Source organism: Methylomonas koyamae (assembly GCF_006483455.1).
Lineage (GTDB): Bacteria > Pseudomonadota > Gammaproteobacteria > Methylococcales > Methylomonadaceae > Methylomonas > Methylomonas koyamae_B.
The window spans coordinates 71548-97047 of the sequence record NZ_PPPU01000022.1 but is presented as its reverse complement, the minus strand read 5'-3'; the positions used below and the strand labels follow the sequence as shown (position 1 = coordinate 97047).

At 53.7% G+C, this 25500-nt stretch carries 17 protein-coding genes; 6 read left to right on the top strand and 11 right to left on the bottom strand.

From position 1 onward, the window contains the following. Positions 1-19: 19 nt before the first annotated feature. Positions 20-1030, bottom strand: coding sequence for an isocitrate/isopropylmalate dehydrogenase family protein (locus C2U68_RS12925; protein ID WP_140912895.1), 1011 nt, complete (start codon positions 1028-1030; stop codon positions 20-22). A 254-nt stretch (positions 1031-1284) separates the two neighbouring features. Here C2U68_RS12925 and C2U68_RS12920 point away from each other — a divergent pair, with 254 nt between their 5' ends. From C2U68_RS12920 to C2U68_RS12910, 3 genes are all read left to right on the top strand, one after another. After that, the gene (locus C2U68_RS12920; protein WP_140912894.1) at positions 1285-2199 is read left to right on the top strand and encodes an ABC transporter ATP-binding protein; all 915 of its coding nucleotides are present in this window, start codon (positions 1285-1287) and stop codon (positions 2197-2199) included. Next, positions 2196-3491 carry a hypothetical protein gene (locus tag C2U68_RS12915; protein WP_140912893.1) on the top strand — a complete coding sequence of 432 codons (1296 nt, stop codon included), beginning with the start codon at positions 2196-2198 and terminating at the stop codon, positions 3489-3491. The genes C2U68_RS12920 and C2U68_RS12915 overlap by 4 nt, the downstream gene beginning before the upstream one ends. A 153-nt stretch (positions 3492-3644) precedes the next feature. Then, positions 3645-5510: a hybrid sensor histidine kinase/response regulator gene (locus C2U68_RS12910; protein WP_140912892.1), complete on the top strand. Its 1866-nt coding sequence runs from the start codon at positions 3645-3647 to the stop codon at positions 5508-5510. Positions 5511-5516: 6 nt separating this feature from the next. Here C2U68_RS12910 and C2U68_RS12905 read toward each other — a convergent pair whose 3' ends face one another. Together C2U68_RS12905 and C2U68_RS12895 are read right to left on the bottom strand one after the other, a co-directional pair. Continuing rightward, positions 5517-5897: a type II toxin-antitoxin system VapC family toxin gene (locus tag C2U68_RS12905; RefSeq protein WP_140912891.1), complete on the bottom strand. Its 381-nt coding sequence runs from the start codon at positions 5895-5897 to the stop codon at positions 5517-5519. A gap of 323 nt (positions 5898-6220) precedes the next feature. Beyond that, positions 6221-6895, bottom strand: coding sequence for a response regulator (locus C2U68_RS12895; RefSeq protein WP_140912889.1), 675 nt, complete (start codon positions 6893-6895; stop codon positions 6221-6223). Between the two features lie 185 nt (positions 6896-7080). On the opposite strand from C2U68_RS12895, the gene C2U68_RS12890 reads away from it, so the two are divergent. The 3 genes from C2U68_RS12890 (at position 7081) to C2U68_RS12880 (ending at position 11821) form a co-directional block, all read left to right on the top strand. Next, entirely contained in the window at positions 7081-8439 is a 1359-nt protein-coding gene (locus tag C2U68_RS12890) for a hypothetical protein (RefSeq protein ID WP_140912888.1), read from the top strand. Between the two features lie 99 nt (positions 8440-8538). Beyond that, positions 8539-10260, top strand: a complete 1722-nt coding sequence (locus tag C2U68_RS12885) for an alpha/beta hydrolase (RefSeq protein ID WP_140912887.1) — start codon at positions 8539-8541, stop codon at positions 10258-10260. Positions 10261-10390: 130 nt separating this feature from the next. Next, a complete protein-coding gene (locus tag C2U68_RS12880; RefSeq protein WP_140912886.1) occupies positions 10391-11821 on the top strand; it encodes an alkaline phosphatase D family protein in 1431 nt (476 codons plus the stop codon). A gap of 34 nt (positions 11822-11855) precedes the next feature. Here C2U68_RS12880 and C2U68_RS12875 read toward each other — a convergent pair whose 3' ends face one another. From C2U68_RS12875 to C2U68_RS12840, 8 genes are all read right to left on the bottom strand, one after another. Then, complete coding sequence (locus tag C2U68_RS12875; RefSeq protein WP_140912885.1) at positions 11856-12716, bottom strand: HDOD domain-containing protein; 861 nt, start codon at positions 12714-12716, stop codon at positions 11856-11858. A gap of 2 nt (positions 12717-12718) precedes the next feature. Then, positions 12719-17809 carry an EAL domain-containing protein gene (locus C2U68_RS12870; RefSeq protein WP_140912884.1) on the bottom strand — a complete coding sequence of 1697 codons (5091 nt, stop codon included), beginning with the start codon at positions 17807-17809 and terminating at the stop codon, positions 12719-12721. Positions 17810-17818: 9 nt separating this feature from the next. Then, positions 17819-18355 carry a YfiR family protein gene (locus tag C2U68_RS12865; protein WP_186289602.1) on the bottom strand — a complete coding sequence of 179 codons (537 nt, stop codon included), beginning with the start codon at positions 18353-18355 and terminating at the stop codon, positions 17819-17821. 67 nt (positions 18356-18422) lie between these two features. Then, positions 18423-20411 (bottom strand): TonB-dependent receptor plug domain-containing protein, encoded by a 1989-nt coding sequence (locus tag C2U68_RS12860; RefSeq protein WP_140912882.1) that lies wholly within the window; start codon positions 20409-20411, stop codon positions 18423-18425. A gap of 379 nt (positions 20412-20790) precedes the next feature. After that, positions 20791-23562 (bottom strand): class I adenylate cyclase, encoded by a 2772-nt coding sequence (locus C2U68_RS12855; protein ID WP_260839345.1) that lies wholly within the window; start codon positions 23560-23562, stop codon positions 20791-20793. A gap of 69 nt (positions 23563-23631) precedes the next feature. Next, a complete protein-coding gene (locus C2U68_RS12850; RefSeq protein ID WP_140912880.1) occupies positions 23632-24231 on the bottom strand; it encodes a histidine phosphatase family protein in 600 nt (199 codons plus the stop codon). A 30-nt stretch (positions 24232-24261) separates the two neighbouring features. Beyond that, positions 24262-25008, bottom strand: coding sequence for a phosphate/phosphite/phosphonate ABC transporter substrate-binding protein (locus C2U68_RS12845; protein WP_140912879.1), 747 nt, complete (start codon positions 25006-25008; stop codon positions 24262-24264). A gap of 11 nt (positions 25009-25019) precedes the next feature. Continuing rightward, the gene (locus tag C2U68_RS12840) at positions 25020-25496 is read right to left on the bottom strand and encodes a PAS domain-containing protein (RefSeq protein WP_140912878.1); all 477 of its coding nucleotides are present in this window, start codon (positions 25494-25496) and stop codon (positions 25020-25022) included. Between the last annotated feature and the right edge of the window lie 4 nt (positions 25497-25500).

Below are 25500 nucleotides of genomic sequence, written 5' to 3'. Positions count from 1 at the left end.
CGCCTCCGCCTCAGATTAATCACTCCATCGCATCGACAATGGCCTGCCCCATTTCCTTGGTGCCGTATTGGCTGGCCGGATTCAAATCCGGCGTCACATAAACGCCGTCGTTGACGACTTTTTCAATGGCATTTTGCATCCGCACTGCCGCCTCGTGTTCGCCGAGATGGTTCAGCATCATCACGCCGGCCATCATCACCGCGGTTGGATTGGCGATGTTTTTACCCGCGATGTCCGGTGCGCTGCCGTGCACCGCTTCGAACAAGGCCGCGTCCTCACCGATGTTGGCGCCGGGAATCAGCCCCAAGCCACCCACCAAACCGGCGGTCAAATCCGACAAAATGTCGCCGAACATGTTGGTGGTAACGACCACGTCGAATTGCTCCGGTTTCATCACCATGTGCATGCAGGCGGCGTCGACGATTTTTTCGTCGAATTCGATATCCGGATATTTGGCGGCGACTTCGCGAGCGGTTTTCAGGAACAGGCCTTGCGTGTATTTCAGGATATTGGCCTTATGGCAAACCGTGACTTTTTTACGGCCATTGTCGATCGCGTATTTGAAGGCATAATCGACGATGCGCTCGGAACCGGCCTTGGTCACAACCGCCAAGCTTTCGGCAATATCCTTGGCCGGGGTTAAATAGTGTTCCAGACCGACGTACAAACCTTCGGTGTTTTCGCGGACGATGACGATATCGACATCGTCATAACGGGTTTTCACGCCGTTCCAGCTTTTGGCCGGACGCACGTTGGCGTAAAGGTCGTATTGCTTGCGCAGTTCCACGTTGATACTTCTGAAGCCCTCGCCAACCATCGTGGTCAGCGGCCCCTTGAACGCCACCCGGGTTTGGGCGATCGATTCCATCGTCGCATCGGGCAATGGCGTACCGGTCCGCTCGTAAGCCGACATGCCGGCGTCGGCTTCGTGCCAGTGGATTTTCGCACCGGAGGCGTTAATCACCGCGACTGCGGCTTCCATAATCGAAGGACCGATACCATCACCTTTGATCAACGTGACGTTGTGCATTCATATCTCCTGCTTTTGTTTAAAAATGGTGCTCATGATACACCGTTTCGGTGCGCCGGCCCATGTGGGCGGCGCGCCTGCCAGGGGCCGGCCACCCTGGGTTGCCGATGGAATCCCAGTACTTGGCCGTCCTCAATATCTTCTCCAAGCAAATCTTGTACCGACAATCATTTTGGCCTGTGGACTTTTGCGGCCAAGCTTTTCGCCGAAATTATCGGTATTATCCGGTTTAACTCCACCGCAAGGTCTTGCCGATGATTACAGTCGATGATCTGATTTTCGAATATCCCGGGCTGCGCGCGTTGGACCGGGCGAGTTTTAGCGTCCCGCAAGGCCGCATCACAGCTCTGGTCGGCCCGAACGGCGCCGGCAAGACCACCTTACTGCGCTGCATGGCGGCGTTGGAGCAACCCGTCAGCGGCAGCATTGAAATCGGCGGGGTCGACGTACTGGAACAACCGCGCTCTTGCCACCGCATCATCGGCTACTTGTCCGACTTTTTCGGGCTTTACCAACGCCTGACTGTGCGCCAATGTCTGCACTACGTGGCCCGCGCCCAGGGCATCGCCGCAGCCGATTGCGTTGCAGCAATCGCCGATGTGGCGAAGGGCCTGCAAATCGAAGAACGGCTAGACCAGTACCCCGGCGCATTGTCGCGCGGTCTGCGGCAGCGAGTGGCCATCGCCCAGGCCATCATCCACAAACCCGCCGTGGTACTGTTGGATGAACCGGCCTCCGGCCTGGACCCGGAAGCCCGCCATCAACTGGCCGAGCTGTTTCTGCAGTTGCAGCGCCAAGGGATGACCTTGATGGTGTCGTCGCATATCCTGGCCGAACTCGAGGCGTACAGCACCGACATGTTGGTGCTACGCCAGGGCCACATCGTCGAGCATGCTGTGATCAACGCGCCGACGCTACGCACACCGTTCCGCCTGGTATTAGCTGGCGCATACCCGCAATTGGCCGAGACCTTGCAAAAACTGCAGGAAGTGGAGCTGGTACGCACTGATCAGGACCGCATGGCGATCGTCAATCTGGAAAACGACGGCGACCGTCAACATCAGGTGCTGAAAGCCTTGCTCAATGCCGGCCTGCCAGTGTGCGAATTCGGCCCAGCCGCCGTCAACCTGCAAGACGCCTATCTGCAAACCCTGCATAAACAGCCATGACCACCAATCCCGAATTCGAACGCCAATTGCTGCTGGAATGCCCGCCGGCCCGCCTCAGCTCGGCTACTGCGGTGCTCGGCACCGTTTTCGCGTTTTGCTATTTTCTGGACGACTACCGCTTCGGCTCGATCAGCAGCGCCGCCGCGCTGGGCCTGTTCTGGCTGATTACGCTGCTGTGGGGCGCTCGCCAAAGCCTGGACAGCATCGTCGACGAATACCGCGACCGCACCTGGGACACGCAACGCTTATCGGCGTTGGGCCCTTGGCAAATGGCCTGGGGCAAATTGTTGGGCAGCACCAGCATGGTCTGGTACTGCGCCGGTTTTTGCCTGTTGGTGTACACCTTGTCGGCCGGCCAGAGTACCGACCTGCCCCGCTTTTACTTTTATGCCATCGTCGGCGGCTTGTTGGTGCAAAGTGCGGCGTTGTTATTGGGGCTATTAGCGGTTGGGCGCGGCCAAACCAAGACCGGCTCGATTCTGCTGCCGGCGCTGATCGGCTTTGCCGTGGTCGCACCGCAACTCGGCGACTTATCGGAAATCTCCGGTCTGGGTTCCGCCGGATTTCGCTGGCAACCGTGGCACGGCTGGCAATTTGCACAACAGGATTTCCACCAATTCAGCCTGTTCTGCGCCGTGTTCTGGTGCATGGTCGCCAATTACCGTCTGCTGGCGCAAGCCCTAGGACTACGCAAGCCGCCAACGGCCTGGCTCGGCTTCATCGTATTTTTGGTGGTTTATCTGGGCGGACTAATACCGTCCGGCAATTTTGGCTTGGCGATGGCCGGATTCGGCGTTTGCGGCGGCTTGACGTACCTAAGCGTTGTCGCCGAACCCCAGCAACCGATGCAGATCAAGCGCTTGCTGGAGTATTACCGGCAACGCAACTGGCGCCGGGTAATGGAAGAGTTCCCGCTAAGCTGGCTGAGCTTCGCGCTGGCCTTGCCGTTTGCGCTATACCTCAGCGCCAATCGAGCCCATATCGCCTGGTTCGAGTTATCCTTGCACAGCTACCCGTTGGCAGCACTATTGCTGATCTTGCGCGACTGCGCGATTTACGTTTACCTCTGCTACGGCAAAAACCCGCAACGGGCATTTAATTTAAGTTTGCTGGCAGCGGTGTTGCTATACGGTGTGCTGCCCGGCCTGTTCAGCGCCCTGGGCATGAGTGGCCTGTCGGCGTTATTTTTTCCGCTCTGCGCAGATTCCGCGTTGGCTGCCCTGCTCTATGCCGCTATGCAAAGCGCCCTGGTCTTGCGTTTGGCTTATCAGCGTTGGCGGCAAACCGTCTGATAAATAGAACCGTTTGGACCGTTAGAAATTACCTTGCCTAATTCTGGATTAGCCGGGAGAATGCCGACCGAGCCATAACAACAAAGCCACGCCGCCAGCGCTTTCGAGCCTCCGCCAACAGCCGCTGTCTGCACCGCACAAGGGATCGGTAACATGCTCAGTTCCAGGCCGTTCGTCGCACATTTCTCAGTAAAATCCTTTCTCCGGCCGCCGGCCGCACCGGCCTCTATTTCCTTTAATCTCAAAGAATTGTACGCCGCGCTTACACCCCGCCGGCTATTTGCCATTCCGCAATTCGATGCCGACACCGAACAGGAATTTTGGCGCGAACGTTACCAAGTACTGTTGTCCCCGCTGAAATGGGCGCTGGCCCTGGGCGCTTGCGCTTTTCTAGCCTATATCCTGCTCGATCTGCACACTGGAACCGCATCGACAGCCAACGCCTGTATGCGCCTGCCGATCGTGCTGCTGCTATTCGGCCTGTTCCACTATTTGCAACACTGTCCAAACGCAGCAGACAAAATCAACGGCGTCGCAAAACTGAGCGCCGGTTTGTCTGCAACCCAGCTGATCGCCGTGCTGTTGATCGAGGACAACCCGCGCTACTACCAGGAAACCTGGCCGGCGCTGCTGCCGATGTATTTTTTCAGTTACGGCCAGATGTTCATGTCGTTGCGGGCGACGATAGGTTTTGGCTGGAGCACGACGTTGGCGATGCCGCTGGCCGGCTACTGGCTGGGTTTGAGCATCGTCGATTTGATTCCGTCGATATTAAACCTATTTATCGTCAACCTGTTCGGCGTCTGCACCCGCTGCCAACTGGAAGCTTACGCCCGCAATTCGTTTCGGGAAAAACGCAAAGTCGAAATCATCGCCGAACGCAAAAGCTGCTTCCTGCGCCAGCTCAGCCACAACCTGCGGCAACCGTTGCAGGCCTTGAACTGTTACGCATCGGTCCTGGAAACGGCCTGCGCCGAACCGGCCGGCCAGCATTTGCAAGCAATCGCCGGTCGCATGGGCTTTGCCATCGACGAACTCAGCCGGGCCATCAACCACATCCTGGACATCGGCAACCTGGAAAACGGCACTCAGCGGCCATTGTTGACTCATGTCGACATCAACCTGCTGCTGGCTGGGCTGGAAAACCAATTCGCCCCGCAAGCCGCCAAGCGCGATCTGAAATTGATCGTGCATCTGCGGCAAAGCCCGCCGTTCAATGTCTACAGCGATCCCAGCATTTTGAGCCAAATCATCGGCAACCTGCTGGATAACGCCATCAAATACACCCAAAGCGGCTGGATCGTCGTGTCAGCGGTCAAAATCGGCCCTGACCGGTTGAAGCTGCACGTCCGCGACAGCGGGCCCGGCATCGCCGCTGAGGTGCAAGGCGAGATTTTCAAGGAATTCGTCCGCGGCCGGCGCCGCACGTCAGACCAGACGGTTCCCGGTTTAGGCATCGGCCTGGCCTATGTCGCCACCGCCATTCAACATCTACCCGAACATCGGCTGGAATTGTGCTCCCGCCCCCAACACGGTAGCGACTTTCGCATCGACCTACCAATCTCCCACTCGGCTGAAGCCTCAGGCAATTCGCCGACGCAAACCGGGGACTTGGCCGGCCGTTATATTTTAGCGGTGGACGACGACGCCGAAATGCTGGCAGCGCTGAGCTGCCAACTCCGGGCTTGGGGCTGCGACGTGCAAACCGCCACGTCGCTGGCCGAAACCCGGCTGGCATTGGCCGACAATCTTTTGGTTCCGGATTTATTGATTACCGATTTTTACCTGAACCACAACGAAACCGCCCACGACATCGTCGCCGCCGTCCACGCCGACTGCGGCCCGGTACCGATTCTGGTGCTATCCGCCGCCGGAATCAGCGATCAGGAGAAAGCCAAGTGGCCGGCCAACACCTGTCTGCTACGCAAACCGGCAAGGTCGGACGTGTTGATGGGGATGATGGTTAAGGCGATGGAGCGAGAAAAAAATAATTCGCCAACTACAGTAACGAGATATTAATCCGGTTTAATCGGGTTGGTAATGATCAAGCATCAGACCGTTGATCTGGGAAAAGTGTTTGACGTTGCTGGTGCATAACAGCTCCTTGCGCGCCATAGCGGTAGCAGCAATCAAGGCGTCGCCCATTTCCATACTGTGACTCAGCGCAAATTGGCGAACCAGTTGTCTGGCGTGATACGAAATCCCATGATCGACTTCATGAATGTTGAATTGTAGGACTTGCAGCATATTTTCGAAGATCGCCAATTCCTTTTTGTTCCGACAAAACGGCACATACTCCATGTAGGTGACTGCGGAAATGGACCGTTGCTGAGTATCAAGAATCAACTGTTTGGCTGAGACGACGCCACGGTCGGCATAGATCAAAATATTGGTATCAAAGATCACTCAGCCGACTCCGGCGACCTCTACGGATATTACGCAATTCATCTTCCACGGTCACAATACTGGCATCACGATGCATGCCAAAAAACTCATTCATTGCCGCTTCTTGCTCCTCCGAGTTAACAGTGGGCACGGCAGGATGAACGACGCCAACTACTTGGCCATGATACGTAATCTCGACACACTCCCCGCGTTTAAGGGCATCGATCAGAGCTTTGTGTTTCGATTGAAGTTGGGATGCTGTGAGCTGCATGACAGGAACAAATAATTACTTTAGATTAAATATTTTACCATTGTGGAGGGACAAAACAATGTCCATGCAATCCTCAAGGTGCCGCCTCCGGCAAACCAAACACAATCCCCTGCTCGAATAACTTCACTAGCAACTCGGTGCGCCGCGACACGCCGAACTTCTGGAAAATCGGCCGCAGATGATTTCTCACGGTCTGTTCCTGAATATGCAATTTATTGGCGATGGACTTATTGGTATATCCGCAGGCAATCCAACGCAGAATCTCGAACTCGCGCGGCGTCAAGCCCAAGTTGGCTGGGTTGCTGACCCGCCGAATACCGGCTTCCGCCTCGGCATTGCTAACCTGTAAAGAAGCTTTACCGGCAATCGTCGCCGGCAAATACACCTTGCCGGACAACACGTCGCGTAAGGCCTCGACAAAAGCTTGCCGCGAAACGGTTTTCACGACAAAACCCATCGCCCCGAACTTCAAAGCCTGAAACACTATTTCCCTGTCCTCCACCCCGGAAAACATCACGACGCACAAATCCGGAAATTCTTGTTTTAGTTCGGCCAAACCCTCCAGACCCACGCGATCCGGTAACTGCAAATCCAGTAAAACCAAATTCAAGGCTTGCTCGCGGGCAATGACCAAGCCGGCGGCAAAGCTCTCCGCCTCGAATACCTGCACATCCGGGTAGATCTGTTTCAACAAACACGCCACGCCTTCGCGAGCGCAGAAGTGGTCGTCGATCAGCAAAATATTCATCCATCACCCTCTTGGCGTACCCGATTAAGCGATTGTAACTCCAGAAGGTAAGGATTCTACCCAGTACGTTTGTACTGGCACGAAAAACGATTGGATTAAGTAATTTCTTTGGTTGAGAATTGTTAAAAACCGAAATATTAAATCCTACTCACTGCCACTTCAAAATATAAACTGGGAGAGTATCAATGAACCGCCTAATCACTTGGACAATTAGTTTGACTTTATTTCAAGGATTAACAGGGTGTACTCCTAGCACTGGAACATTCGGTTTGGGTACGCCAACAATATTACCAGCGGAACTCTCCAAGAAAAGTCTGGATGAATATGCCAGTTATATGCAGACACGGATGAGTGTCAAGACAAAAGACACCGATATAGAAGATTTGGACCCGTTAAAGACGAATCGTGTGTCAAAAATTGAATACGCTCAGGCCGTTAAAGGCTCTGTATCCGCCTCACCAAATGCAACGTCGCCGATAAGCACATCAGGGAATAATGAGGAGATTTTGCCGAAAGCAAATGAAGTTTCGATAATCACTAGTAATGACAAACCGAACGGCCTTCTAATGGATAAAATCAGCACGTTAGAAGCTTTCGCTGCTCACAAACAACGCATGAAAGACTTAAGCTTTCTATACAAAGACAATCAAAAACAATTATATAAGATTGGCTTTACTCTTTGGATTGAACCTGAACGCCAAAATTATTGGGAATATATATGGCGCTGGGCTGATTTATACAACGGCTTTAGGAATTATACAAAAGATTATCATGCAGATATTAAATTTAGACTATGTAAAGATGAGAAATGTATTCAGCCTTTGGATAATTCTCAAGTAGTCCGTCTCGAACCAGAGCACGAAGGCGATATAGCAGATAGTTATTACGCCTCAATGAACCAATCCCAATTTGGACTTACCGGAACATGGACGGAAATCGCAGCTAATCTTGATTATGCGGAACGATTACGTCAAGCAGATGTTGAGCAGCGTAAACACCCAATTCTAAGAGGGATAATTGAAACAAAAAGCGAAAATGATACATGTGCTAAAGATTCAGAAATTCTTCTATGGAGTAAATGCAAGCGCGATGCCGACTTCCATTTCATAATTTCACCTCGACAACACGTAGAAGAGCGCACATTTTATATCCCAATCTTTATGAATCCTTATACAAACACACAACGCTTGGAGTCAGTGCCTTATCACGTGTCGGCGTATATTGAAACCCCAATTAAAGACAAGCTATACCTAGAGACGACCGCTTGTTATAAAGAATATGGCAAACCAGAGAGAAATTGCTCTAACAACTATATCCTTGATAACTCTGATTCAGAAAACTCGATGAAGATTATCGTCCCTATTTCTTTACCCAGAGATAGCTCTCAACCCGTAGTTGAAAAAGTGAAAATACCCGCTTCTGATCAGGCAATGAATATTGTTGAAAAAACAAAAATTGTTGAGACCAAAACCATTGAGAAGTTAAAACAAAAAAACGGCTCAACCACAAAAACAACAACAGAAACAACCAAAAGCAGCAAGTAGATTATATGAAAATAATATCTATCAATAAATTCAAATATCAAAAATAACGTTTACGGCTGGTTAAATACAGAATATGCAACCCTTAAAGTTTATATTCAAATGGCTATTGAAAAAATGACAAATAAAAGCCTTATTCTGACATTAATATTGGCAATAAACCTAGGAGGGTGTAGCTTAGCTCCAAAAAAGCTCAAAGTGCCAAACGAGCACGTCTTGATGTTCGACGAAGATGGAAAACCTCTGAATCCGAATGGAAATATCCCATTAATAAATACCGATTCGCTGGCAAATTCGCCGGAGAGCTGGCATGCTGATTTGGGGAAATACCGAAATCTAAGTTATGAACAGTTTGACGCCTATACTGACATAATAATCGATAACATTTTTAAGCAAGAATCTAGAAAAAAAATCCTGATTTTTATTCATGGTGGATTAAACACCCAAATGGACAGTTTGGCTAGACTTGAAGAAGACCCGAGAAACGGAGAAATATGCGATGATTCAAAAAACGATAAGGTTGCTTGCAAATCCAGAAACAAAATGATTCTTGAAGATAACAAATATTATCCTATTTTTGTAAATTGGCGATCATCTCTCATCAACAGCTATTCCGACGGACTATTCTCCATCCGTCAAGGAAAGAGTGCAGGCATTTGGGGTTACGTTACCGCTCCTTTTATTTTTGCATCCGACTTGACAAAAAGTGCTCTACGATGGCCAAATGTAATTGGAAGCTTGATATACAACGACGCTCAAACCGCTCCTGCTCTAAAAGACCCGCAAGATTATCCCGCAACAATTGCGAAAGAGACTTTGTGTAAAAAATACCAATATCCTTACAGAAACAAAGACAATCAACTCTGGGATCAAGAAGATTGCCTGAGCAATCTATCATTCTCTGAAGCACCTGATTTATTAAGACTTAAATTCAAGAAAACAATTGGAAACAATACCAGAAACAAAATCATTAAGAAAGAAGAAAACTCAAAATCATTCGACATATATATAGGTGAAGATGAACGCCAAGCAGCCGAACTAGTCACTAACTTCGGTAGATATATAATTTCCTTCCCTGGAAAAATATTGACAACCCCAATCATCGATACATTTGGAGGAATGTCCTGGGATTTAATGCTGAGACATATAGACATGCTTTTTAACAGCGAGGAGGAACTAACTAAATCGGAGCTTACAAACACTGCCGCATCGAAACAAAAATTACTCGACATCCCGAAGCATGGCGGTCTTAGTCTATTTTTAAAAAAGCTTGCTGACAAACTACGCGAAGAAAACGATAAGGAAAGAGAAATAGTTTTAGTTGGCCATAGCATGGGAACGATTGTGGCAAACGAATTGATTCGCAACTTTGGTGAAGACCTTCCTATTTCAAAACTGGTTTATGTTGCTGGCGCAGCAACTGTACACGATTATGAAACGAAAATTTTTCCGTGGCTATCCAGGGATCATAACCGCCATATCTATCATTTCCAGTTACATCCTCGAGCTGAGGAAAGTGAGAAAATGGCGTTTGATATTCCCGCTCGTGGTTCGTTATTGGTCTGGATCGATAACTTTTTAGATAAGCCGTTGTCGCCTAAACAACGAACTGTCGGTCGCTATGATAATTTGCTGCCTAGCTTGCATAACACTCATTATTCTCTTCGTGATCAGATTTCTTTGAAAGTATATAGTGCTGGATCAGATGTAGAACATGCCAACCCACAAACACACAGCGACATGGCAAGCCGCTTTAAATTTTGGGATGACGAATGCTGGAACCCAAATAGTGAAAAACCTGATTGTGTTTTTCCCAACCAATGACTTTGAGCTTCATAAAATAACTCCTTGATTAAGTTATTTTTCATGAAAACCATCAGCGTAATTCAAATCTTGGATGTCTACCTGATAGTGGCAAATACGCCCTTACACCAAAAAATAGCAAGGTGCCACCATGACCATCACCCTAGGCCCCATCATCGGCCATACCACCGACACCTCCGCCAAGATCTGGATACGCGGCGCGAAAGGACCCAACCATAACAGCCGGGAGTTTTGTTACGGCGCGTTCGATTTATACGACGGCAACAAACTGGTCGCGTCGCAGTTTTGTTTCTTGAAGGATTATTACGATTTCACCGGCGTCGCCCAATTCAACCAGCTCAGGCCCAATACAACTTACCGGGTGGAATGCGGCATGGTATACAAGCGCGATGCCGATGCGCCGCCGACCGGGACGCCGGTTCCCGGCCCGGTCGTCACCGGCGCGAAGAGAGCGGTAGCAACTTTCAAGACCGATCGCGGCAGTAACGACACCCGGCTGGAGTTCGTGTTCGGCTCCTGTCGTTATCTGTATTGGGACAATCTGTTTCAAAACGATGCCGAGAAAGGCGACAAGACTTTTCGTTCGATCGCCAACCTGCATCAGCGGCGGCCGCTGGATTTCTTTCTGGCGGTGGGCGACCAAGTCTATGCTGATCCGTTGAACAAGCTGTACGAATACAAAAACTTCGACGCCTTGTGCGAGATTTACCGCAAGTCGTTTCAATTGCCGCATATTGCCAATTTGATGCGTAGCGTGCCGACTTACATGATTCTGGACGACCACGAGATTCGCAACGACTGGTCCAAGGACCAGATGCGCAGCGAGGCCGATAGCGGGTTTTATGCGATGCGGATGCGGGCTTACGCCTCCTACCAGCACCTGCATAATCCGGATACACCGAACGGCCAGTTCTGGTACAGCTTCGCGAAAGGGCCGTTTGCGTTCTTCGTAATGGACACCCGCACCTTGCGCATCAACGATGCCAATGCGGTGGGCGGTAAAACCCTGCTCGGCCGCGAGCAACTGAATGCCTTTTTCGACTGGCTGTACCAGAACCGCAACGCGCCGGTCAAATTCGTCGTTTCCAGCGTGCCGTTTTTTCCGGACCCGAAACCCAACAAGGGCGGCGACGATAAATGGGCCGGCTTTAACGACGAGCGCAGCATGATTCTGGAATTCATCCGCGTAGAAGGCATCAACGACGTGGTGTTCCTGTCCGGCGACGTGCATAACTCCAGCTTCGCCCGGATGCGCTGTTACCAGGACCCTGCGTTTTTAACGACCTCGCTGGTATCGTCGCCGTTTTACTGGCCCTACCCGCACGAAAGCGCCAGCGATTTTTACGGCGGCCGCACCTTGGAGTTCATGCAATGGACCGACGGCAACCGCCGCAGTCGCGACCGCATCGAATACCGTTACGAAGGCGAAGGCTTTATCGGCGACGAAGCGTTTATGGCGGTGTCGGTGGACATCGGCAAAGGCAAGCCATGGTGCAGCGCGGAGATTTTCGACCGCAAAGGCAACCCGTTTCCGGCTTATCCGCGGCCGTTTTTCTTTTGAGCCGGGCGTTGGCTTGGACGCAGCCGCGCCGCCTTTAACCGAACAACACCTTGGCCAGCTCTTTGGTCTTGACAAACTCGGTTTGCAGTTGGGCAAAGCAGCGTTGTTCCGTGTTTTCCGCGATAGCCAATATCTCCAGCATCTCCAACTTCGGCATTTCTGCATCCTTGAACAAGGCGCTGACCAAACGCGTGGCAGCTCCGACTACCAAGGTTTGCTGCCAATAGTCGCCGCGGTAACCGGGATGACGGTGATGTTCGATGATCGTACACAAGGCTTCCGGGATTCCCCAATAGCGCGCCAGATGGGCGCCGATTTCGCAGTAATCGGTGCCAACGGTCTGGCGCAAGGCCTGGTTTAAATGCAATTGCGGATTGGCTCGCTTCAAGCGTAAGGCTTCTTGGGTCTGTTCCGCCATGGTATCGGCCAGACATAACAAACCCAGGTTATGCAAGATGCCGGCGGTGTGCACGGTTTGCACAAACGATTCGTCGACTGCCGCGTCCGGTAACGCCCAAGCCAGATCGGTCGCCGCTTGCGCCGCCAGCATACTGCTGACCCAGTAACGCCGGATATCGAAACTGCGGCACTGATTGACGTTGAATGGCTTCATTACCGCCAAACCGATACTGACACCACGTACGATGTTCAAACCCAATTTGAAACAGGTTCGCTCTATCGAGGTGACCGCTTCGCCGTTGTTGTTCAGCCAGGCCGAATTGGCCAAGGCGATCAGGCGGGAACAAATCGTCGGGTGATTCTGCAACACTTTCGCCAAGCCGGAGTAGTCCAGACCGTCGTCAGACAAGGCTTGAATCAGGTGATGGACATCGTGCGGCAGGGCCGGCAGTTGCTTAATGTCGGCAAGTGCATCAGGTAAATCGAGTCGCTGCATATTCAATTGTCGGGCGGGATAAACGGACTGGGTTTGGCGTCGACGAACTCCAAACGAAAATCTTTCCGGAACAAGGCGGGCATCGCAATAGCCGGTTGCGGCGTGCTAAACAAGAATCCTTGCACGATCTGACAGCCCAGGCCGGTCATCACCATGGCCTGATCGATGGTTTCCACCCCTTCGGCAATCAGGCAAAAATGCATCGCGTGCGCCATGCCGATGATGGTTCCCAATAAGATCGGCGTTTGTGGATTAATCAATACGTCTTGGACGAAGATACGGTCAATCTTCAAACAGTCCACCGGCATTTGTTTTAACGAGACCAAAGACGAATAACCGGTACCGAAATCGTCGATGGCGATTTTTACCCCAAGTTCTTTGACCTTGTGGAATACATCGATATCGGCTGCGTCCTGCATCGCGCTTTCGGTCACTTCCAATTGCAAGTATTCGGCGGGAATGGCGGTTTGCTGCAGAATATCCCGTAGCGAGGAAATGAACAGCGGATCGCGGAAATGGCTGGCCGACACGTTGACTGCCATCGTCATCAGCGGCAATCCCTGCTCGCGCCATTCGGATAACTGCATACAGGCGCTACGCAGCGCCCATTCGTCGATCTTGCCGATCAGACCCAAAGTTTCCGCCAGCGGGATAAATTCGCTGGGCCCGATAATGCCCCGCTGCGGATGGCGCCAGCGGGCCAAAGCTTCGATACCGATCATCCGGCCGTCGAGCATGCCGACCTGGGGCTGGTAAAACAACTCGAACTGGCCTTGATCCAACGCGTCGCGCAGCATTTGCTCGTCTTGTAAGCGTTTGATCGCCAGACCGGTCATTTCCGGCCGGTAATAGGCGTAGCGCTGTTTGCCGGCGGTTTTGGCCGAATACATCGCGGTATCGGCGGCTTTCATCAAGTCGTGCTCGTTGTCGCCGTCTTTCGGGTAAATGGCGATGCCGATACTGACCCGCGGCTTCAAATGATGGCCGCTCAGGATCAATGGCCGGTTGATTTCCTGCAAGCACCGTTCGGCGATATCCATGGCCTGGAACTCGTCGGTGATGGTATTGACGATGATGCAAAACTCGTCGCCGCCCAAGCGCGCAGCAAAATCTTCCTCCCGCACCACGCTTTGGATCCGCTGGGCGATGGCTTTCAGAAACTGGTCGCCGACGTTGTGACCAAAACTGTCGTTGACGTATTTAAACTCATCCAAATCCAAAAACAGGAAGGCGAACTCCTGCTGTGCACGGGAGGCCGCCTTGATAGTTTGCTGCATCCGCGAATGGTAATGCACCCGGCTGGCCAAACCGGTGAGTTCGTCGAAATAAGCCAACTGGTGGATGATTTTTTCCGATTCCTTCTGTTTGGAAATATCCTGAACCGTCCCGGTAACGTAACTTTGCGCCCCGCTGTTGATCAGCGCCGTATCCTGGCGCACCGTTATCGGCTCGTCGCTTTCGCTCAGCAGCCGGTATTCGGTGTATGGGGCCGGTTTGCCCTCCGCTGCGGCCTTGATCACCTCCTCAACTTTGGATCGGTCGGCGGCATCGATCAAATCCAGATATTTGGCCAATTCGCCCTCGAAATATTCCGGATTCGTCCGGCATAGCTCAGCCAAATACGGCGATATTTCGAATCTATCCAGCTTGGCGTCCCAGGTCCAATAGCCCAGGCCGGCTATGCGCTGCGCCGCCGACAATTGTTGCTTGCTATTGCGCAACTCGGCAGTGTCCCGATAGGAACGCAGCAAAAATTTGATGTGATGAATCAGCACCACGTGATTCAGCGGTTTGATAATGAAATCGGCGGCGCCGACCTTAAAGGCGCGATTGATCGACTCGATATCGTCCAGGCCGGTCGACATGATGACCGGTACATCGATCATTTCGGGTAAGGCCGTCATCCTGGCGCAGGTTTCGAAACCGTCCAGCCCGCCCATGATCGCGTCGAGAATCACCAGATCCGGAATGTCGCTCTGCAACATTTCCAGCGCCTGTTCGCCGCTGCAAGCTTCCTCGACCTGAAAACCGGCCGACTTCAATTGTTCACCGGTGATCAGGCGGAAATTAGGATCGTCATCGACCAGTAACAGGCGCACCGCCTCGCCGGCAGACGCAGCGCAAGCCTGTTTGGCTGTCACCGCCGATCCGGCTGGGCTCGCATCGGCCAAATGGCGCAGCTCGACCAAAACCTCCGGCAATTGCTGCTCGAATGTGGCGATCAAGGCTTTAACTTCATCGATTGAACCCTGGCGACCGGCGGTCTCCAAAGCCAGACAGGTTTTGGCAAATTCCCGCGCGCCCAGATTGGCGCTGGCCGATTTGAGCGCATGTGCAATGTTGCCGGCTGCCAGCGGATCATTGGCGGCAACCGCCTCGCGCAGCTTTTCGGCATTCTCCGCCGCCGTTTGCAGATATAACGCGACCGCTTTATCGAACAGACTGACGCCTTGCGCATCGACAACTTCGCGCAGCTCAGCGGTATCGGCTTGATAAATCGGGCCCGGCACAGTCGGTTGCGGCAGCGCGGCCGGCACCGACGCCGTGGTAACCGCACCGGCTCCGCTGCCCGGCAACCAGGTCGCCAACAAGGCGCGCAACTGGTCTTTGCTGAAAGGCTTGCTCAGATAGCCGTCCATCCCGGCCGCGTGGCACTGATCCTGAATACCTTTCTGCACGTCGGCGGTCAAGGCTATAACCGGCACCCGGCCCTTACCCGCCGCAGTTTCCTGCTCGCGCAAGTTGCGGGTCGCGGTAAAGCCGTCCATGACCGGCATGTGGCAATCCATCAAAATCAAATCGTAAGACCGGCTAACCGCAGCCTTTACCGCCTCTTCGCCGTTTTTGACTACGTCGGCGCTACAGCCCATATTCTCCAAAAAGCTTTTCACCACTTCCTGGTTGACCAGATTGTCTTCGGCGACCAGTATTCTCCCGCGCAACCGGGCTGGCGAAACCGGTTTACCGGATTGCGACAGCTGCGGCTCGGCGACCTTGTCGCGCGCCAAAGTCTCGCGCAGGCAGTTCAACAAGCGTTGCTGAAACACCGGTTTATTCAGGAAAAAGCTAATGCCGTATTCGTGGCTGCGTTCGGGTTGGAAGCTGACGTTCTCCGAACTGAGCATGATGATGGCGGGCTTGGGAATCCGCCGGTCGGTTTGAATCGCTTTTGCCAGCGATAAACCGTCCATGATCGGCAAATGCCAATCCAACAAGGCCAGTTGAAACGGCTGCTGCACGGCGGCGGCTTCCAGCAGCATTTTCAAGGCTCGCGGTCCGCTATCGACACTGGTGGGATTGGCGCCCCACAATGCCAACTGGGTGGTCAGAATATCGCGGTTGGTCGCGTTGTCGTCGACCACCAGAATATCCACGCCTTGCAAATCGGCCGTATCGGCCATCGGGATTGCCACCTGGATGCCCAAGCCGAATTCCAGATTGAAGTAAAACCGCGAGCCGACACCGACTTGGCTTTCCAGATGCAGTTCGCCGGCCATCAACTCCACCAATTGCTTGGATATGGTCAAGCCCAGACCGGTACCGCCGTAACGGCGAGTGATACTGCCGTCCGATTGGGTAAAGCTGTCGAAGATCTCGTTTTGCCGATCTTGCGGCACGCCGATGCCGGTATCGATCACTTCGAACAGCAAACTGACCTTGTCGGTGGCTGCGCTGCCGTCGATACGACTGATTTTGAGTTGCACGTCGCCGCGTTCGGTAAATTTGATCGCATTACTGAGCAGATTGACCAGCACCTGACGCAAGCGCTCGGCATCGCCCTGGACGATGTAATTCAGATCGTGGGGCATGTTCAAAATCAATTCCACGCCCTTGCGATGTGCCTGGTCGGCCAACAATTCCAAGGTTTCTTCCAACATCGGCCGCAAGTCGAACTCTTGCAGGATCAATTGCAGTTTGCCGGCTTCGATTTTGGAAAAATCCAGAATGTTGTTGATGATGCTGAGCAAGGAGTTGGCGGAACGGTATGCGGTTTCCGCAAAGCGTTTTTGCCGCTCGTTCAAGCCGGATGCCATCAGCAGTTCGGTCATGCCCAACACGCCGTTCATCGGCGTTCTGATCTCGTGGCTCATCGTCGCCAAAAACTGCGACTTGGCTTTGCTGGCTTGTTCGGCCTGCTCCTTCGCGGCCAGGGCGTCGGCTATGCTGATGTTCAGTTCTTTATTCGTTTCCGCCAATTGCCGGGTACGTTCCAGTACCTGTTGCTCGAGCGAATCCCGGTGCATCGCCAGCTGATCGTCGCGGAACTGGATTTCGGCAAGCATGGTGTTGTAGACCTCGGCCAAATCGCCAAATTCGTCGGAACTGGTTTTGCTGATGCGGTGGGAAAAGCTTTTTTCGTGGCCGACCGACTGCATCGCCTCCATCAACTTCAGCAGCGGCGCCAAAAATATGTGCTGCATTTTGGAGGTCAACGCGCTGATGCACAGCATCGTGAACAGCACGATAATGCCGAGAATCAGATAAAAGGTTTTCAGGATCGCATAGAAACCGCTCTGGTCGTCGACCAAATGCAATATACCGACGGTGTCGCCGTCCAGCTCGATCCGCCGCACGAAATGCAAGTTGTTTGCCGCATCGTATTGAAATACGTCCTTGTCTGTGGCAGCGCCGTCGGCGTACGGAAACAGTCTGTCGTACCAATGCGCGAGCGCACTTCCCAAGTTACCCAGCAAACTGCGGTTGGGATCCGGGGTTTCGGCCTGCTTCAAAAGCGCCAGGGCCTGCACGGATTCCCAGTGACTGACAGAGGATTTGGCGGAATGGTAGTCGGCAAACAATTCGCCTTGTTTGTCGTAGAGCTCGGCGTTCAATATGCTGTCCCGAGTCCGCATACTCTCCAGCATCGTGTTGGCCGAAACCATATCGCCGAACACCAGCGCGGCGGAAATATTCGAAGCGATGATATTCGCCACCAGCACCAACTGCTGTTCGGTTTCTTTCTTTTTTGCAAAATACTCGTTGATGATGATTGCCGTTGTCGCCAAGCACAGCGTCAACATGGCGATCAAAGTCATCATCGACACCAATTTGATTTTGATCGGCGCGTTATTAAACCATCTGACAAAGGGCATAGCTGTCTCCTAACGGTCTCCGACGATCTTTGCCAGCCGCAACAGGTTGGAACTGATATTCAGCCCCGAAGCCTTGACCGCCGCCAGATTGACGTGCAGCTGAATTTTGCCGTCTACATTCACCATTGCCACCATACCGCCGTTTTCCACAAATCCCTCATCTTCTCCCATCGTCAAAACCGGATGGTTCTTCGTATCTAAAAATACCTGCAACAAAACATTATTCGGCAACTCACCGATGAACAAAATCTGGCATTGATTCAAATTACGCAAGCGCTCGGAATTGACGATCTTGATCGCACGGTCGCCGACGTTCTTGCCGTCGATCGAATCGAATGACTGCAACAATACGTTATCGCCCACCAGACACACGTTCAGAACGTTGGCATCCGTTTTAGCGCCCTCCGGCCATTGGGTAAACCGGGCGAAATTCAGGGTCAGCGCGGCCAACACCGTGTATTGCTCCAGCGCGGCCGGCGCCGCCGCGCAAACGCTTGCCGCCGCCGCAAATGCCGCAAAAGTACCAGCTCTAAAAACGTTTACCACATGACTCCGTAGTAGCAAGCCGCTATCCGATTGCAAATTTAGTTCGAAAATTAGAAAGCATCGCGGCTTAAAAACTCCAGGCCACTTTGCCGTACATGCCGCGATCGATAAAGGTCGGCAAGGTCTGGTTTTCCTGTCTGAATTCCAAATGGCTCTCGCTGAGCAAATTCTGCCCGACCAAAGACAGCTCCAGACTGGCGGCCGGCCGCCAGGCCAAACGCACATCCATCGTCACGTAATCGTTGATTTGCTGCACGCCGTAGACGCCAACGGACGCATTGGTATCGACGTAGCGAAACCACAAATCGAAGTCCACATCTTTGCGCACGCTCAATGCGCTGCGCAGACTGATGCGATGTTGCGGACTGGCTGCGGCGACCGCAGTATTTGTGGTTGGGGCGAAATCGGACTTCAGCAAGCCGTAGTTTGCATCCCAACGCCACCAATCCAGCATCTGCCAGACTGCCGCGACCTCGAAGCCGTAGGTCTTGGCTTGAAAATTATTGTTCAGCGTCAACGGCACCACCACCACGCCGGACGATGGGTCGAAGGTTCCCGCACCTTGCGTAGCATTACGCAAATTATCGTAATCGTTATAAAACGCCGTGAAATCGACGGACAGCGATTTGATGAATGTGGTCCGGTAGCCCAATTCATACGCAATCACGTCTTCAGCCCGATAGCTGCGGTCACCGTTCAGATAGATCGCCGTCGCCGGAAAAAAGCCCTCCGGCGGCCGGACAGCTTGGAGTAGCGACATGTTCTGCTCGGCACGGGACGGCGTTCTGACGGCGCGCGATACCGCTCCCCAAAATCGATGCTGCGGATGCGGCGCCCACATCAAGCGCGCGGTCGGCTGACCTTCGAAACCGCTGTAATCGTTATGTTCGAACTTAGAGCCCAAAGTCAACCACAAGGCCTGGTCGACCAACTCGATTTCGTCCTGGACGAATGCGCTGAACAGTTGGTCGTTGCGGCTCGCCGGACTCAAACGCAGCAAACGGCCGGTTTCGGTGTGGTCGTGGGTATATTGGTAACCAAAACCCCAAATCAACTCATGACTGTCGAACAAACCGAAACGGTGCTGGAAATCCAAATCCAAAGTATCGCGCCCTTCGCTGAACCAGGCCTCGTTACGCCGATAGTAGTCGTAATAGAGTTGCAACGAATAATCCGAACGGGTCGAAATGGTATGTTGCCAGCGGCTCAACAAATTGCCGCCGTAGGCGTCGACCTGTTCGCCGAATGCACTTTGGTAAGGCGCGGCGAGTTGTGGAATCGATAAACTCTGGTTGATGGAACTATGGTAAGCATCGCCCTGCACGGTCAATTCGTCTTGCATGGACAGCCGCGAATCCAGTCTGAACCCGCCCTGCGCTTTATCCCAGGCGTCGCCGGCCGGGTCGCCATTGGCGCGGCTGTAGGCGTCGCGCTGGAAACCTTTGACGTATGCTCGGGCGGTGGTGTCTTCGTTCAACCGACCGCCGTAACGGAAGCCACCGAACCCGCGCTCCTCAGTACCGCCGCCGGCCACCAGCAGGCCGCCCTGGGTTTTGCTGGAATGCTTGGTGATGATGTTGATGACGCCGTTTACCGCGTTTGCGCCCCAAAGCGTGGCTCCCGGTCCGCGGATAACTTCGATCCGCTCCACGTCTTCCAACATCACGTCCTGGTTTTCCCAGTACACGCCGGAAAACGATCGGGTATAGGTGTTGCGGCCGTCGATCAAAACCAGCAATTTATTGGCAAAACGACCGTTGAAACCGCGGGCGCTGACCGCCCATTTATTGGAATCGATGCGGGAAACGTCCATCCCCGGCGCCATGCGCAGAGCCTCCGGAATGCTGGTCACGCCCGAGCGTTTGATGTCTTCGTGGGTGATGACGAACACTGCGGCTGCCGAGTCGTTCAAGGCCTGCGCCTTTTTGGATACCGAAGTCACTTCGACGCTGAGCAAATCCTCGACATTCAATTCCAGCGCATCCTGGTTTTCCGCAGCGCAATGACCGGCTTGATGTACTGCAAGCAGCAGTAGTCCGACTAGTGGTTTTTTCATAATGTAACTTACAACTGAATTGGCGTACCGTTGCAGTTAAGGCCGGCCATATCGGCTATTACTGCAACGAATGAAACGGGGCCGCCGATAGAATAGCCATTCGCGTAAAAATCCTGGGCCAAGGCTGGATTTTTCGGTTCCGCAGTCGCGGCGGCGGCGAAAACAGACGTGTCGGCGCATCCCTACAAATTAAGTTTAGTTCAATTTCGGACAAGACAACCCCGCCGGGCCGAACCGGTCCGGATTTAGCCGCCGGCGGCCGCGGTCATCGACCTCCGACTTGGTCGCGGTCCACGCGCGAATGTTGGAAAAATCGGAAACGCCGGTTGGCAACCAACAGCCATGCTCCGGCCAAAGCTGCCGGCACGACCTTCTGCGATCAAATGTTTAATTTGTCTTCCATTTTTTGCTTGTAGTTCAGGAAGTGCACGGTCTGCAACTCCGCGCTATGTTCGGCGCCCAATACCCGGCAAGGCGCGTCAATTTCGGTGATATGAAACGGATAGTCGTCATGACTGTTGCGGTAGCCCAGAATATCGCTGCGCACGGCCTTGTAACTGTCGGGGCCGTCGATCAGGAAGCGACGTTCGTTGGCATAAACCGCCACCGCACCGCTGTCTTCACTGACGATCCTGACTCTCAAATCGAATGCGCTGGCGCCCAACTTGACTTGCACCGTTTGGCAGGACACAACCCCGGCCGAATTTCGTTGAATCTCGTAAAACCGGATCGCGAGCCCCTCCGGCAACTGCGCTTGCGCCAGCAAGGTACCGAGGAATACCGAGTAATGAGCCAATATGTGTTCCGGATTGGCGTTGTGATGCTGGCGGACGAACAACGAGCCCTTTTCGTCCAGAATGTAGACGGCGACGTGCTTGCTGGTGGCATGGTAAAACAGCTGTACCGTATCGGCCAGATTGTAACGATACAGCAGCGGGATATAGGTCTGTTCCAAAACGTAGTCGTCGAACAACACCGCGGAGAACTGCGGCTGCGGTTTGGCCAACTCCTGCAACAACTGGGTATGGTTGTCCAAGCCGAAATAGCCCAAGCGGCCGTTATTGAATTGAAACAGGCAGTAACCGGTTTCCGCCGGAATCAGGTAGCGTTGGGCACCGATACCGGCCGCTACGAAACACTTTCGCAGGTTGTTGAACAGCGATTCGATGCGCAACACGATACTGCGGCCGCGAACCGGGGTGTAACACAATACCCGCAGGGCATCGCTGCCAAACTGGGTTCCGCCGTTATGCACGACATCGAGCAAACAGTTAAACAAACCGTCCAGCCCGGCGTACCGCTGCAAGGTGACCTCGCCCCAGCTCGACACCGACAGTTTCTCGATCGACTGCACGAAACACTGGCGGGACTCGCCATAGCTCAACGGGTCGGAGCGTTCGCTCATCACCAACTGCTGGCCGTTGGCGTCGATCGCCAGGCTTTCGCCAAGGTTGACCAGCAACAGCGACGCCAACAACCGGTTCGGTGCCGCATAGGCACTCAAACCGCTGTCGCCGCCCGGCAACCGACTCTGAAAAAATCCATGCAATTCGTTGAGCAATTGGTAGATATCGTTGCCGGCGAGTTTCAGACTCAGTGCAGATACCTGTAAATTCAGCGATTTCTTATACAAACCGTTCAGCACCGCCCAGCACAAAATCTCCAGCAAACTATCGGCCTGTTTGATGGCGCCTTCCGCCGACCCTTGTTGCGCTACGCTTCTATCGCTGTACAAACGCCAAATCGGCGCGGCGTGTTCGGCGGTGATTTCCTTCGCGATCAGCAAATCCGGCGTGGTATGCACCGCGCCGCGCGTGGTCAGAATCTCGATTTTGCCGGGGCGCTGGTCCAATCCGGCCCGCAGTTTGCGGCCGATCAAACCTAAATCCCGGTTTTCCCGTTGTGCTTGATCGATCGGCAAGCCGGTAAATTTGATGATCATCCGCAAGCACTGTTGCAACTGGTCGCGGATTACGCCGTGTTCGCTGTTGGCACGTTTGATATCCCAATAGCGTTGGCTGGCCAGATTCTCCAGCAAGGCTTCCGGCCAGTGCCATTGCTCGGCAACCTGGTGTAAAAAGCTTTCCCGCAATTGCCTTAGCCGGGTATCCAGGATCGGCCCGGAACCGGCCATAATCTTCATGTAAAAACACTCGCGGATCAGATCCAGACGCCGTTTGGAGCCGGCCTGACGCAAGTAGGCGTCGACCTTGCTGTACATCAACAAATACGGGTCCAGGCTTTCCACGCTGAAGTCGCCCCGGTAAACGGCTTGTTTCAAGGCTTGGCACAGCCAGTGCGGGCGCGGGAACTCGCTGGCATAGCTTTCCATCAGCAACAGCTTCAACAGAGATTTGTGCGGCGAAGTCAGAGATTTGTAGATATGCCAGAGCGTCGCGCTGACGAACTCGGCGGTCGGCATGTTGTTCAGATTGCCGAAATCCAAGACTTCGCTTTCTGCGACGAACCGGTTCTCGAGCAAATGCTGTACGTATTGCGCGTAATCGGCTTCCTGTTCGGGCGGCACCAGCCACCAAACCGGGGTGCGGCCGGCGACATAAATCGAGGTGCGGTAAAACTCTTCCAGCAACAGATAGTGCTGGGTCTCGCCGCTGCTTTCCTGCGAAATCGGCGTGTTTTCGCCGCGGACGAATTGTTCGGCGTCGACCAGAAAAAAATGCGCCTCGATTTTCAACGCCGCCGCCCATTTCTCGACTTCGCGGGCTTTTTGCTGAAGCTCGGCCAATTCGTCGGCCGCCAACCCCGAGGCATGGCAAAGCCAGATGTCGATATCGCTTTCTTTGGAAAAGGCCATACTGCCGACGCTGCCCATCAAAAACAAAGCGTGAATCGGATATTGCCGTAGCGCCTTGCGTTTGTAGACAAAGCCTTTGGAAAACTGCTTGGCAACGTCCAACGTTTGTTTGCCGGGCGTATAGTCGGGAATGCCGGCCGGGCTTTCCAGCGAGACGAAGCCGGGCAACAGCGGGTGGTTTTGGTGGAATAGCAGCGGCAGCAATTTCAGAAAATCCTGCTGCCGCGGCTGCAGCAAACTCTGCACATGCAGCAATCGTTGCTGGTTGAAATACTTGAAGCGCTGCGTCACCGCATGCAGATCTTTTTTACTGATCTCTTCGCCTGGTGCGCCCAATCGGATTGGAAGAAAACGGTTCGTCACTGCGGCGCACCAAAATCGAAACGGCCTTGAGTATAGAAGAAATCAACCCGGCCGATGGTAGTTCAGCTGCAGGTAACGGCCGTCTGCGCTATCGAAGGCTGTAAACCGAGTCAGTCCGGCCTGAGGAACCTCTATGCGGAAGGCTGCCGTCGGCGCCAGTTGCAGACAATGGCTCAACAGGCTGCGCACCACGCCGGCATGACTGACGACCAGAATCTTCTTGCCGGCATGCGCGGTCAACAGCGCATCCCAGGCCGTTTGCACCCGGCGATTGAATTGCCGGTAGTTTTCGCCGTTGGGCGGGGGCGAACGCTCCGGATCGCGGTAAAACGCATCCAATGCGCCAGGCCAATCGCGTTCGATTTGGTCGGCGCTCAGACCTTCCCAGGCGCCAAAATCGTACTCGGCCCAAGCCGGATCGACACACAATTCGGCTTGCTGCTGTCCGCACCACGCAGCGGCGAACGAACAGCAGCGGCGCAATGGCGAACTCGCCACCACGTCCCAGTGCAGTTCTCCGCACTGCCGGTACATTTGCCGCCAACCGCGCTCGGTCAACGGATCGTCGGTGATTCCGCGGTAACGGGCGCCGCCGCGGGCTTCGCCGTGCCGCAAAACATCTACCGTGGTTACTATGGTCATGGCTGCGGCTTCCGCTGATAAAAATTAAGGTTAAGTATTGAGGGTATCCATCAAATCGATCATAAATTCCATTTCCTCGTCGTCGATCGCTTGCCAACCATTGAAGCCCAATGCAGCCAGGACGCCCCTGCCCTTCTCGTCCGCCGCCATCTCCAACAAAGCCCGGCAGAATTCGCCGCGCCTTGCCTGCAGGCGCGGGCCGATCAACAAGGCATGGTGGATCACGCTAATCTGGCTGCGCACCAATATCCGTAATTGCTTGCGAATCACACCCGACAAATTATCGTAGGCTTCGGCCAGAATGATACCCGCATCGGCCTCGCCTTTCAGCAAATGCTTTGCCACCAGAACCGGCGTGTCGGCCAAAACCGGGACAATGTTGCCGGCATCCAGGTCGGCCGGCTCCAACATGATCATGCCCATCAGCCGCACGTCGGGATCGTCGGTAAACGCCACCCGGCTATTGGCTTGCAGATCGGCGACATCCTGCACCGGATTGTCGGCATTGACGGCGATGATGGCCTCGTCGGCCTGGCCCAGAGCCTTGACCAGCGGCACGAAGCCCTTAGTCCTGACCAGCATGGCCGCGTCGAACGGGTTGGCATAAATCAAATCGATTTCATCCGCTTCGATCGCTTGATGCAGTTGCTGGTAATGGTTGTACATTTCCAGATGGATCGCGGTATCGGTTTGTTTTTGTAGCCAGGTGTTAAATATATACCAACCGGACAGCCGGTCGGGCGCGAAATCGGGACTGACGGTAAACAGAAATGACATGGCAGGCTCCGTTAACGTAGTGTCGGATAGAGTTTGACGCATTCGTCGACCTTGGTCCGCGACGGCTTGCGCCGGACCGAGGTATAGCCCACGACTTGACCGCCGCGCACGTTGGGGATGACGGTGGCTTTGACCCAGTAATAACCGCCGTCCTTGCGCAGATTTTTGACGTAACCCTGCCATTTCTCGCCGCGCTGAACCGTCTCCCACAAATCCTTGAACGCCGCCGCCGGCATGTCGGGATGACGCAGAATATTGTGCGGCGCACCGATCAGTTCGGCTTCGCTATAGCCCGACATTTCGACGAACGCCGGGTTTACCTGACGAATCACGCCCTCCGGCGTCGTGGTCGACACGATCAATTTGCCGTCCGGATACGGCGTTTCCAGTTCGGTGTACAACACTTTGCGGCGAGTACCGTCATAGAACGTCAACTCGGCCTCCCGGTAATCTCCAACGATGTCTTCGGGTTTCATATCGCTAATCATGATC

Bases quoted from the DNA above. Each gene is read 5' to 3' on its own strand.
- C2U68_RS12925 (WP_140912895.1), bottom strand. From the start codon at position 1,030: ATGCACAACGTCACGTTGATCAAAGGTGATGGTATCGGTCCTTCGATT.
- C2U68_RS12920 (WP_140912894.1), top strand. From the start codon at position 1,285: ATGATTACAGTCGATGATCTGATTTTCGAATATCCCGGGCTGCGCGCG.
- C2U68_RS12915 (WP_140912893.1), top strand. From the start codon at position 2,196: ATGACCACCAATCCCGAATTCGAACGCCAATTGCTGCTGGAATGCCCG.
- C2U68_RS12910 (WP_140912892.1), top strand. From the start codon at position 3,645: ATGCTCAGTTCCAGGCCGTTCGTCGCACATTTCTCAGTAAAATCCTTT.
- C2U68_RS12895 (WP_140912889.1), bottom strand. From the start codon at position 6,895: ATGAATATTTTGCTGATCGACGACCACTTCTGCGCTCGCGAAGGCGTG.
- C2U68_RS12890 (WP_140912888.1), top strand. From the start codon at position 7,081: ATGAACCGCCTAATCACTTGGACAATTAGTTTGACTTTATTTCAAGGA.
- C2U68_RS12885 (WP_140912887.1), top strand. From the start codon at position 8,539: ATGGCTATTGAAAAAATGACAAATAAAAGCCTTATTCTGACATTAATA.
- C2U68_RS12880 (WP_140912886.1), top strand. From the start codon at position 10,391: ATGACCATCACCCTAGGCCCCATCATCGGCCATACCACCGACACCTCC.
- C2U68_RS12875 (WP_140912885.1), bottom strand. From the start codon at position 12,716: ATGCAGCGACTCGATTTACCTGATGCACTTGCCGACATTAAGCAACTG.
- C2U68_RS12870 (WP_140912884.1), bottom strand. From the start codon at position 17,809: ATGCCCTTTGTCAGATGGTTTAATAACGCGCCGATCAAAATCAAATTG.
- C2U68_RS12860 (WP_140912882.1), bottom strand. From the start codon at position 20,411: ATGAAAAAACCACTAGTCGGACTACTGCTGCTTGCAGTACATCAAGCC.
- C2U68_RS12850 (WP_140912880.1), bottom strand. From the start codon at position 24,231: ATGACCATAGTAACCACGGTAGATGTTTTGCGGCACGGCGAAGCCCGC.
- C2U68_RS12845 (WP_140912879.1), bottom strand. From the start codon at position 25,008: ATGTCATTTCTGTTTACCGTCAGTCCCGATTTCGCGCCCGACCGGCTG.
- C2U68_RS12840 (WP_140912878.1), bottom strand. From the start codon at position 25,496: ATGATTAGCGATATGAAACCCGAAGACATCGTTGGAGATTACCGGGAG.